The sequence below is a fragment of the Lentzea aerocolonigenes genome, assembly GCF_000955955.1.
Taxonomy (GTDB): Bacteria; Actinomycetota; Actinomycetes; order Mycobacteriales; family Pseudonocardiaceae; genus Lentzea; species Lentzea aerocolonigenes_A.
Genome location: NZ_JYJG01000400.1, coordinates 1 through 10,446, shown reverse-complemented (window position 1 = coordinate 10,446; position 10,446 = coordinate 1). Strand labels below are relative to the sequence as shown.

Sequence of the window (10,446 nt, the reverse complement as noted above, 5' to 3'; positions counted from 1 at the left end):
AAGCTGTCCGGGGGCACGCGACGGGCGGGGCAGCTGACCGGGACGGAAGTCGCCGTGGCCGGGGCTGTGCGGGCGGTCGCGGAGGAGTTGGGCGCTACGCCGGCTCAGGTGGCTCTGGCGTGGGTGCGGAACTCGGGGGCGCTGCCGTTGGTGGGCGCGCGGACGCCGGAGCAGATCGCGGACTGCCTGGGCGAGGTGGATCTGCCGCCGGAAGCGGTCGCGCGCCTTTCGGCGGCGGCCCCGTTCGTGAGGGGCTTTCCGGCGGACTTCATCGCGGAGTGCGAGCCTGCCGCGTTCGGGTCGGGCGTTGTCGTCAGGTGATGAGGCCTGGCAACAGCGCGGGCTGGCGCTTGCGGCGCAGCCAGACTTTGCGGGAGCCGTCGCCGTAGAGCAGCGTGCGGGACAGTTCCCAGCCGGCGAACTCGGCGTGGATGGCCAGCTGCGTGGTCGCGGTGCGGCGGGAGATGCCGGGCGGCAGACGCAGCGGCCGGTACTCCCAGTCCCCGTCGATCACCCCTTCGTTCATGGCGAGATCACCTGTATCCCTCCGTTGTCGCCGGACGTCACCGTGACGTGTCCGGATTCCTGGTCGACGCTGACCGTGTTGGGCTGACGCACGGTGGGGAACCGGTACTTCTCTGCCGGTTCGCCGCCGGCGACGTTGAGTCCGACGACCTCGTTGCGCTCGGTGAGCGTGATCCACGCGATGTCGCGCTTGGCGTCGTAGGCGATGCCGTAGGGGCTGCCGGGGACGGGGTAGCGCTGGCGCATGATCAGGGGGTTGACGCTGAAGGCGATGAACTCGCCGCCGCGGGTGTCGACGACGAGCAGCCGGCCGTAGCGGTCGGCGACGGCGTTGGTGGCGCCGTCACCCGCCCTCAGACCGGCTCCTCGGGTTTCGGCGCCCTTGTCGTCCTCGGTCATCTCGAACACCGCGCTGCGCAGCCGGTCGAGTTCGACGTCCTTGCCGTTGACCTGGAACTTCAGCGTGGTGCCGCCGTCTTTGAACTCGCCGCCGGGCGTGATGGTGCCGGGAGGCGTGGCGTTCTGGGCGGGGGAGTGGGCCGGGGTGGCGGCTTCGAGCGTCTCCGCCACTTGCAGCGGATCCTGGGACTTGTCGCTCTGCCCGCACGCGGTCAGCGTGGCGGTGGTCAAGAGCAGAGCAGCGAGCCGGCGCAAGATCGGGTCCTCCTGAGGTAGGTCGTGGTCTTCCAGCATCCACGACGTTCGGTCGGAGGTCACGCAAGGGGTCGGGTGAAACCCCGTTTGGCCGTGTTACGTAATTACCTCTATTGCTTCAGTGCAGCCTGAAATCAAACCTCTCCGAGGCTCACGAACGCAACCCGAACCAAGGTCGTACAAACCACCAAGACGCACCGCGTCGGCGATGGTGAAAGCCGGTTGAAACCGGGTGGCAGGCAGGGTGCTTTCCATGATCCGGTGGGTGGTGCGGGTGGCAGTGGTGCTCGCCGTCGCGGTCGCGGGCTGGTTGTTCTTCGGGCCGACGAAGGTGAACTGGGAGCACTCGTCGGGCGGCCTGATGAGTGAGTACGCGCGTGTGAGGTGCGGAAACGTGTTCACCGAGGGGCCGCACCAGGCGGAGTTCGAGGGTGTGGACGCGCAGTGTCGTGCCGCCGAGCTGCCGAAGCTCCTCGGCGGCGTCGGGTTGCTGGTGCTGGCGGGTGCCGGGGTATGGGTCGGAGCTAGGGCATCGGGCGTTCGGGATACGCCAGCTCGATCGCGCTGACGTCGTCCAGAGCCGCCCTGATCGCGGGTGGCAACGTGAGCTGTTCGGCTTCCAGTGATGCGATCAGCTGGTTCGTGTCGCGTGCGCCCACGACGGGGGCCACGACGCCGGGCCGGTCCCGCACCCAGGCCAGTGCGACGCACAGCGCCGAGGTCCCGAGCCCGTCGGCCGCGGTGGCGACGGCTTGGACGATCCGGGCGGCGCGCTCGTTGCGGTGCTGCTCGACATAGCCCGCGAAGTGCGCTGATGCGCCGCGGGAGTCCGGTGGGGTGCCGTTGCGGTACTTCCCGGTGAGCACGCCACGGCCGAGGGGGGCCCACGGCAGCAGTCCGAGCCCGTGGTGCAACGCCGCCGGTGCGACTTCACGCTCGATCCCGCGCTCCAGCAGCGAGTATTCGACCTGGGTGGAGATGAGGGGGTACGTCGAGGGCGTCATCACGGCCGTCGCGAGCTGCCAGCCGCTGTAGTTCGACACGCCGACGTAGCGGACCTTTCCCGAGGTGACGGCGTGGTCCAGGGCGGACAGTGATTCTTCGACGGGGACGTTCGCGTCCCAGGCGTGCAGCTGCCAGAGGTCGATGTGGTCGACGCCGATGCGTCGCAGGGATCCGTCGAGGGCGTTGAGGAGCGCTCCGCGTGAGGCTCCTCCGCCGAATGGTCCTTCGGAGCGGCGTGCGACGGCTTTGGTGGCGATGACCAGTTCGTCGCGGGGGACGACTTCGCCCAGGAGGCCGCCGAGGATGCGTTCGGACTCGCCGTCGACGTAGACGTCTGCGGTGTCGATGAGGGTGCCGCCGGCGTCGGCGAAGGCCATGAGCTGGGTGGCGGCCTCGTCCGCGTCGGTGTCGCGTCCCCACGTCATCGTGCCCAGTGCCGTTCTGGACACGCGGAGGCCGCTGCGGCCGAGGTATCGCTGTTCCACGTGCGCGATGCTAAGGGGTGATCATCGGCTGAGCCTGGCAATCGGTGTTACTGACCGGTAGGGTCTCGCCCGTGAAGCTCGGATTGAACCTCGGATACTGGGGCGCCGGCAACGACGCCGCGAACCTGGAGCTGGCCAAAGAGGCCGACCGGCTCGGCTTTTCGGTGGTGTGGGCCGCGGAGGCCTACGGCTCCGACGCGCCTACGGTGCTCTCGTGGGTGGCCGCGCAGACCGAACGCATCGACGTCGGCAGCGCGATCTTCCAGATTCCGGCGCGGACGCCGGCGATGGCGGCGATGACGGCGGCGACGCTCGACACCCTCTCCGGTGGCAGGTTCCGGATGGGTCTCGGCGTGTCGGGTCCGCAGGTGTCGGAGGGCTGGCACGGTGTGCGGTTCGACAAGCCTCTGGCGCGCACGCGTGAGTACGTGGAGATCGTGCGGAAGGCTCTCTCGCGCGAGAAGCTGCGGTACGAGGGTGAGCACTACACGCTCCCGTTGCCGGACGGTCCCGGTAAGGCGTTGCAGCTGACCGTGCACCCGGTGCGCGACCAGATCCCGATCTACCTGGCTTCGGTCGGTCCGAAGAACCTGGAGCTCACGGGTGAGATCGCGGACGGCTGGCTGGCGATCTTCTTCTCGCCCGAGTTCTCCGGCGAGTCGCTTGCCAGCGTGAAGGCGGGCCGGGAGAAGGCCGGCAAGACGATGGACGGTTTCGACGTGGTGCCGACCGTGCCGTTGATCGTCGGTGACGACTGGAAGACGTGCGCGGACCCGGTGCGTGCGTACACGGCGCTGTACGTGGGCGGGATGGGTTCGCGTAAGCAGAACTTCTACAACAACCTGATGGTGCGCATGGGTTTCCCGGCTCAGGCCGAGGAGATCCAGGAGAAGTACCTGGCGCGCGACTACGCCGGTGCGATGGCGGCGATTCCGCTGGAGTTCCTGGACGCGACGTCGTTGCTGGGCCCGAAGGAGCGCATAGCAGACCGGATGAAGGCTCTCGCCGCCGCGGGGGTCACCACGCTGTCCATTTCGCCGATGCTGCAAGATCTGGAGCAGGGGATCGCGGGCCTTCGCACCGCGGCCGAGGCTCTGGATCTGGCAGGAGTGGGTAGTTGAGCTGGTTGCAGGCTCTGGTCCTCGGACTGGTCCAAGGACTGACGGAATTCCTGCCGATTTCCAGCAGTGCGCACCTGCGCATCACGTCGACGCTGTTCTTCGGCAACGACGCGGGCGCTTCGTTCACCGCGGTCATCCAGCTGGGTACCGAGGTGGCGGTGCTGATCTACTTCGCCAAGGACATCGGGCGGTTCATCGCCGCCTGGTTCCGCGGCTTGTTCAGCGCGGCGGCGCGCAAGGAGAAGGACTACCGGCTCGCCTGGTACGTGATCATCGGTTCGGTGCCGATCTCGGTTCTGGGTTATCTGCTGAAGGACGAGATCCGGACGTCGGCGCGGAACCTGTGGATCACGGCGACGATGCTGGTGGTGTTCGGTCTGCTGCTGGGTCTGGCGGACCACTTGGCGAAGCACGAGCGTGACGAGCTGCGGATGAAGGACGCGATCGGGATGGGGCTGGCGCAGGCGCTGGCGCTCATCCCGGGCGTGTCCCGTTCCGGTGGCACGCTGACGGCGGGCCTGTTCTTGGGGCTGACGCGTGAGTCGGCGGCGCGGTACTCGTTCCTGCTGGCGATTCCGGCTGTGTTCGGGGCGGGGTTGTTCTCGATCCCGGACGTGCTGGAGCGCTCGGGTGAGGGTGTGCAGGCGTCGGTGCCGCAGATGATCGTGGCGACGATCCTGGCGTTCGTGGTGGGGTACGCGACGATCGCGTGGCTGCTGAAGTACGTGTCGAAGCACTCCTACTCGGCGTTCGTGTGGTACCGGCTGATGCTGGGCCTGGTGCTGATGGGGCTGCTGTCGATGGGGTTGTTGCAGCCGATCTAAGGTGGATGTTGTGGCCACGGTGATTCTGCTTCGACATGCTCGTTCCACCGCCAACGGTTCCGGTGTGCTCGCCGGGCGGTCGTTGGGTGTGGGGTTGGACGAACGCGGGCAGGCGCAGGCCACGGCACTCGTCGGCCGGTTGAAGGACATTCCGGTCGCGGCGGTCGTGTCGTCTCCTCTGCAGCGCTGCGAGGAGACGCTGGCGCCGCTTCTCGCGGATCGTGCGCTGGAGGCTGTCGCGGAGCCGGATGTGTCCGAAGTGGACTACGGCGCGTGGACCGGTAAGGCGTTGAAGGACCTGTTCAACGAGCCTTTGTGGGCGGTGGTGCAGCAGCATCCGTCCGCCGCGGTTTTTCCCGAGGGTGAGGGGCTCGCGCACGTGCAGGCGCGCGCTGTGGCTGCTGTGCGTGCGCATGATGCCCGGATCACCGCTGAGCACGGGCCTGGCGCGGTGTGGGTGCTGTGCTCGCACGGTGATGTGATCAAGGCGGTGCTGGCCGACGCTCTGGGTGTGCACTTGGACGGGTTCCAGCGCATCGTCGTGGATCCGTGCTCGATCTCGGTGGTGCAGTACACGCAGACGCGGCCGTTCGTGTTGCGGGTCAACGACAACGGCGGGGACCTGGCGGGTGTGGTGCCCCAGGCGCCGCCGCAGGAGGAGCCTTCCTCCGACGCTACTGTGGGCGGCGCGACCGGGAGCTGAGGTAGCGCCGCTCCGGCACGCTCAGCGTCAGTTTCGCGGCTTTCTCGTACTCGGCTTTCGCTTGCTCGTGTTCTCCTCGCAGGTCGAGGAGGTGTGCTTTCACGGCGTGCACGCGGTAGTGGTCGAGGTCCAGTGTGGACAGTTCTCGTAGTGCTTGCTGCGGCCCGTGGACCATCGCGACGGCGACGATCCGGTTCAGCGACACCATGGGGCCGGGTGCGGTGACCGTGAGCAGCTCGTAGAGGCCGAGGATCTCGTGCCAGTCGGTGTCCTGCGCGGTCTTGGCGTCGGCGTGCACGGCCGCGATCGCCGCCTGCAGCTGGTACGGGCCGATCTGGGCGGTGTTGAGCGCGTTCTGGATGAGTTCGGTGCCTTCTGCGATGGCTTCTCGGTCCCACTTGCCGCGGTCCTGCTCGGCGAGCGGGATCAGCGCGCCCTGGTCGTCGGTTCGGGCAGGGCGTCTGGCGTCGGTGAGCAGCATCAGCGCCAGCAGGCCGCTCAGTTCGCCGTCGTCGGGTCGTCTGCGGTGGAGTTGGCGGGTCAGGCGGATCGCTTCGGCGGTGAGGTCGACCCTGACGAGGTCGTCGCCGGAGCTGGCGGTCGAGCCTTCGGTGAAGATCAGGTAGAGCACGTGCAGCACTGCTGTCAGGTCTTTGGGCGTGCGGAACTTGGTGCCCTTGATCTTCTGCTTCGCGCGGCTGATCCGTTGTGCCACAGTCGATTCCGGTACCAGGAACGCGCGGGCGATCTCTCCTGTGGTGAGTCCGCCGACCGCCCGGAGCGTGAGGGCGATCTGCGACGCCGTTGTCAGGCTTTCGTGGCAGCACATCGCGAGGATCGTGAGGGTGTCGTCCTGTGCGGGCGCGGGATCGGCCGGGGGAGGCGCGAGCGCGACGACCTTCTCCTCGCGCTGCCGCCGTGCCGTCTCGGACCGGTACTGCTCGATCCACCTTCTCGACGCGGCCGTGATGAGCCAGCCTTTGGGGTTGTCCGGGATGCCCTGCTCCGGCCACTGCTGGGCTGCGCCGAGCAGGGCTTCCTGGACGGCGTCCTCGCAGACGTCGAACTGGCCGTGTCTGCGCACGAGCACGCCGAGGACCTGCGGCGCCAGTTCGCGCAGCAGGTCCTCGACGCGTGGCGTGGTCTTCACATGTCGTCCAGCATGGACATGTCCCAGACGGGCCGGACCTCGATGCCGTCGTTGTGCGCGTCCGGCAGGGTGGCGGCGTGGGCGATGACCTGGTCGATCGTGTCGGCCTCGACCAGGTAGAAGCCGGCCAGGTACTCCTTGGCCTCGGCGAACGGCCCGTCGGTGACCACGACCTCGCCGTCGCGGATGCTCACGCCCTTGCCGGTCTCGGGTCCGGGCAGGCCCTCGCTGACGATCAGCTCCCCGGACGCGCGCAGCTTGTCGCTCAGGTCGTAGTGGTCCTTGCCGAACTGCATCTGCTGCTCGTCGGTGAGCTTGTCCCACGCGGCCCGCGACTTCGGGTTGCTGTAGATGAGGATCAGGTACTTCACTTCCGGCCTCCGCTCTGGGCGTGTGAAAAATCTTCTCACCGCCATGTCGAGACCGCGGGCCGTGCTTCGACATCGGTGTGTCAGCCAACTTCGCACGGAGGTTTCCGAGATGACTCACACACTGGTGCAGGACGAGATCCTCGCTTCGTTCACGGAGCTCGTGGAGGGCATGCGGGACCGCTCGCCCGCCCGCGTCGTGGCCCGGTACGCCGACGACGCGGTGACGTTCACGCTGGCCCCGCCGCTGCGCAACACCGGCCTGGACGCCCGCGACCCGGACGCGGTGGGCGGGTGGATGGCGGGGTTCGACGGCCCGATCACGATCGAGCACCGCGACCTGTCGGTGGCCGTGTCCGGTGACCTGGCGTTCGTGCACGGGTTGCAGCGGCTTGCGGCCGTGCCGGTCGGCTATCCGGAGGGGTTCTCGATGTGGACGCGGATCACCGTGGGGCTGCGCAGGCAGGACGGGCGGTGGCTGATCACGCACGAGCACGTGTCCGTGCCGTTCTACATGGACGGGTCGTTCCTCGCGGCAACAGACCTGGAGCCCTGACCCGGCCGTCGTCGTGCTCGCCGGAGATCGGGCGTTGCCGCGGAAAGGAAATATGCCGGGGCCCGGACCGTGCAGGGGGTGCGGTCCGGGCCCCGGTCTTCGTGGCGGGTCCTTACTTGACGTTCACCGCGGCCCAGGCCCGGTTGACCGCCGCGTACTCGGGCGACGAGGCGCCGTAGAGGTCTGCCGCGGCGGCGAGGGTGCCGGTGCGGGCGGCGGCGTACTTGGTGCTGGAGGTGAACTTGGTGGTCAGCGCGCGGTACCAGATCTTCTCGGCCTTGGCGCGGGTGATGCCGGTGACGGGCTGGCCGTCGGCGGTGGGAGAGTCGTAGGCGACGCCGTTGATCGTCTTCTTGCCGCTGCCCTCGGACAGCAGGTAGAAGAAGTGGTTGGCGATGCCGGACGAGTAGTGCACGTCGACGTTGCCCGCGGAGGAGGACCAGTAGTCGAGGCTGCGGCCGTCCTTGGAGGGCTTGTCCATGTAGCGCAACGGCTTGCCGTCGCCGCGGATGTTGATCGCCTCGCCGATCAGGTAGTCGCCGACGTCTTTGGCGTTGTTCGCGTAGAACTCCGTCGTGGAGCCGAAGATGTCACTGGTGGCCTCGTTGAGGCCGCCGGACTCACCGGAGTAGATCAGGCCCGCGGTCGCGGAGGTGACGCCGTGCGACATCTCGTGGGCCGCGACGTCGAGTGAGGTCAGCGGGTGCTGGTTGCTCGTGCCGTCGCCGTAGGTCATGCAGAAGCACGAGTCGTTCCAGAACGCGTTGCTGTAGTTGTTGCCGTAGTGGACCTTGCTCAGCGCGCCCACACCGTTGTTCTTGATGCCGTTGCGGCCGTGGACGTTCTTGTAGTAGTCCCACGTCTTCGCGGCGCCGAACGCGGCGTCGACGCCCGCGGTGGCCTTGTCGGTGTAGGTGCCGTTGCCCCATTTGTTGTCGGCGTCGGTGAACAACGTGCCGTTGCCCGAGCCGTTGTTCAGGTTGTTGACGGCCTGGTTGCCGCGCGCCGGGTCCTTGAGCTGGAACGTGCTGCCCGACTGGGTCGTGTTCAGGCTGACCGTGCCGCTGAAGGTGGACTGGCCGGTGCCCTCGGCGTTGTGCACGTCGTCGTAGGACAGCAGGGTCTCACCGGTCTTGACGTCGGTGAACGTGTGCAGCTCGCTCGGCGTCTGGTCTTCCTTGACGCTGTGCTTGACCGTCTCCCACGCCAGCACGGGCGCGTGGTCCAGCGCGAACACGACGAGCTTCGAGCCGGCCTGGGCGGCGGCGGGCGCGGAGGTGTCGAGGCCGGCGAGGGAGGCCTCGGTCGCCTTCACGACGCTGGTGAGCTGTCCGGCCTTCTGCGCGACGACCACGTCGCCGCCGATGACCTCGAGTCCGTTGACCGTGCGGTCGAACCGGAAGTGGCTGGTGCCGTCGGCGTCGCGCACGACGTCCTTCGGGACGAGCTGCTCACCGCCGGACAGGCCGAGTGCGGTGGAGATCGTCCCCGCCTGCTCGGCCGCCGAGAACAGCGGGTTCACGGCCTGTTGTGGCGCCGCGTTGGCTCCCAGCGTGCCCGTGGTGGCCAGTGCCGCCGCGGACATCAGGGCAGTGGTGATGCCCAGGGTTTTGCGCTTCATGGAACGCTCCTTGTTCCGGTGCAGGGAGTGATCGCTCCGGCGTTACAGGGGTGCCGGGTCGAACACCGTGGAACAGCCCGGCCGTCGTCGATGACCGGGCGTGGTGATCGTATTGCTCTCAGTGCATGCGACCAGCCACTCCCAGAATGCGAGATTGCTTCACGAATCGAGCAGCTTCGCTGGTCAGGAGATCGGCTTTTGTCCGTATGGTGGAACAAAAGAGCAGCTCAACGGGCGTGGAAACACAACGGAAACTTTTGGCGCCGGACGTGCTTCCGGCCTAGTCCGTTACTCTGTCCGGTGCAGCCCTACCGGCGGGGATCTTGTTTAGAGTTAAACCCGCAAACTGAGACCTGGGTCACAAATCTAGAGGCCCAGACGGGTGACGGCGTTGTCCTCGAGCGGGTTCGCGGTCCGGATGTAGCGGTGCACCGTGCGCGGATTGGTCCACCGGCCCTGCCGCATGATCTCCCGGTCGCTCGCCCCGCCCAGCGCCGCCTGCGTCGCGAACCCCGCCCGCAGCGAATGCCCGCCGAACAGCTCCGGATCCAGCCCCGCCCTGAGGGCGTACCGCTTCACCAGCTCCGCCACAGCACGCCCTGACATCGCCTTCTGCCCGATGCCGCCGTGCCGGTTGATCACCGGGAACAACGCGCCCTGGTGGTGCGTCGGCTCATAGCCGTGGCAGCGGTGCAGGCCGGTCTCGCTGATCTCCTTGTGCTGCAGCGTGTCCGCCCAGTCCGCGAACGCGCACACCGGACACGTCGGCCGCCGGCTGCCGCGGGGAAGCACCACCGACTGCTGATGCCTGCCCGTCTGATCGGTCTTCGTCGTCCCCAGCCGGATCAGCAGCAACGGCTCGTGCGTGCGCGGATCCACATCGACCGTGACGTCCTCGAACTCGATCGCCGCCAGCTCGCTGCGTCGCAACGCGCCCGCGAACCCGACGAGCAGCAGCAGCGCGTCGCGCGCCCTGGCCGGACCTTCCTGCGGGCGTTCGTTCAGCAGCGCTTCCAGGGTGTCGAGCAGCACCGGGCGTTTGCGCCTCGGCTGCTGCTTGCGGGTCCTGCGGATACCCCGCAGCGTCAGCCGCACGACATCGCTGCGCGTCGGACTCGGCAACCCGTTCGCCGCGTGCACCGCCGAGATCGCCGCCGACTTCCGTTCCAGCGTCGACGCCCCGAACGCCGCCGACCCGTCCGGCTTGACCGTGTCCGCCGCGGCCGCCAGGTACACCGCCACGTCCAGCGGATCCGCCGGCAACGCCTGACGCCCCTCCGCCTGACACCAGCCCGCCCACGCGATCCAGTCCGACCGGTACGCGCGCACGGTGTTCGGCGACTGCGCACTGCGCAGATAGTTGCTGAGCGAGGCCGCCTGCTCGTCGTCGAACCTCTCGCGCACCCTCGCGAGCGCGTCGATGTCGATCAGCAC

Annotated in this window: 13 protein-coding genes; 6 read left to right on the top strand and 7 right to left on the bottom strand. The window is 68.0% G+C overall.

The window, feature by feature from the left end; all coding sequences use genetic code 11:
* The coding region (locus tag UK23_RS40390; RefSeq protein WP_196778097.1) for an aldo/keto reductase at nt 1–321 on the top strand (321 nt) is incomplete at its 5' end.
* On the opposite strand, the gene UK23_RS40385 is transcribed toward UK23_RS40390, so the two are convergent.
* Entirely contained in the window at nt 314–526 is a 213-nt protein-coding gene (locus UK23_RS40385) for a DUF5703 family protein (RefSeq protein ID WP_030465938.1), read from the bottom strand. The two genes, UK23_RS40390 and UK23_RS40385, sit on opposite strands and share 8 nt — an antisense overlap.
* Nucleotides 523–1,242 (bottom strand): hypothetical protein, encoded by a 720-nt coding sequence (locus UK23_RS55185; protein WP_052685463.1) that lies wholly within the window; start codon nt 1,240–1,242, stop codon nt 523–525. Before UK23_RS55185 ends, UK23_RS40385 begins: the two co-directional genes overlap by 4 nt.
* A 190-nt stretch (nt 1,243–1,432) precedes the next feature.
* Between UK23_RS55185 and UK23_RS40375 the strand changes: the two genes are divergently transcribed.
* A complete protein-coding gene (locus UK23_RS40375) occupies nt 1,433–1,747 on the top strand; it encodes a hypothetical protein (RefSeq protein ID WP_045317085.1) in 315 nt (104 codons plus the stop codon).
* Here the strand turns inward: UK23_RS40375 and UK23_RS40370 are convergent.
* Nucleotides 1,704–2,669 (bottom strand): aldo/keto reductase, encoded by a 966-nt coding sequence (locus UK23_RS40370; protein ID WP_045317084.1) that lies wholly within the window; start codon nt 2,667–2,669, stop codon nt 1,704–1,706. The genes UK23_RS40375 and UK23_RS40370 overlap by 44 nt on opposite strands.
* Before the next feature lie 71 nt (nt 2,670–2,740).
* On the opposite strand from UK23_RS40370, the gene UK23_RS40365 reads away from it, so the two are divergent.
* From UK23_RS40365 to UK23_RS40355, 3 genes are read left to right on the top strand one after another with little or no spacing between them, the layout of a single operon-like run.
* Entirely contained in the window at nt 2,741–3,790 is a 1,050-nt protein-coding gene (locus UK23_RS40365) for an LLM class F420-dependent oxidoreductase (RefSeq protein WP_045317083.1), read from the top strand.
* Nucleotides 3,787–4,614 (top strand): undecaprenyl-diphosphate phosphatase, encoded by an 828-nt coding sequence (locus UK23_RS40360; RefSeq protein ID WP_045317082.1) that lies wholly within the window; start codon nt 3,787–3,789, stop codon nt 4,612–4,614. Before UK23_RS40365 ends, UK23_RS40360 begins: the two co-directional genes overlap by 4 nt.
* Nucleotides 4,615–4,624: 10 nt before the next feature.
* Complete coding sequence (locus tag UK23_RS40355) at nt 4,625–5,317, top strand: histidine phosphatase family protein (RefSeq protein WP_045317081.1); 693 nt, start codon at nt 4,625–4,627, stop codon at nt 5,315–5,317.
* On the opposite strand, the gene UK23_RS40350 is transcribed toward UK23_RS40355, so the two are convergent.
* Together UK23_RS40350 and UK23_RS40345 are read right to left on the bottom strand one after the other, a co-directional pair.
* Nucleotides 5,289–6,467, bottom strand: a complete 1,179-nt coding sequence (locus tag UK23_RS40350) for an RNA polymerase sigma factor (protein ID WP_045317080.1) — start codon at nt 6,465–6,467, stop codon at nt 5,289–5,291. The two genes, UK23_RS40355 and UK23_RS40350, sit on opposite strands and share 29 nt — an antisense overlap.
* Entirely contained in the window at nt 6,464–6,838 is a 375-nt protein-coding gene (locus UK23_RS40345; protein WP_045317079.1) for a YciI family protein, read from the bottom strand. Before UK23_RS40345 ends, UK23_RS40350 begins: the two co-directional genes overlap by 4 nt.
* A gap of 109 nt (nt 6,839–6,947) precedes the next feature.
* Here UK23_RS40345 and UK23_RS40340 point away from each other — a divergent pair, with 109 nt between their 5' ends.
* Nucleotides 6,948–7,391 (top strand): YybH family protein, encoded by a 444-nt coding sequence (locus UK23_RS40340; protein ID WP_045317078.1) that lies wholly within the window; start codon nt 6,948–6,950, stop codon nt 7,389–7,391.
* A gap of 112 nt (nt 7,392–7,503) precedes the next feature.
* On the opposite strand, the gene UK23_RS40335 is transcribed toward UK23_RS40340, so the two are convergent.
* A complete protein-coding gene (locus UK23_RS40335; protein ID WP_045317077.1) occupies nt 7,504–9,012 on the bottom strand; it encodes a M4 family metallopeptidase in 1,509 nt (502 codons plus the stop codon).
* A 366-nt stretch (nt 9,013–9,378) separates the two neighbouring features.
* On the bottom strand, nt 9,379–10,446 hold a 1,068-nt coding region (locus tag UK23_RS40330; protein ID WP_045317076.1), incomplete at its 5' end, for a site-specific integrase.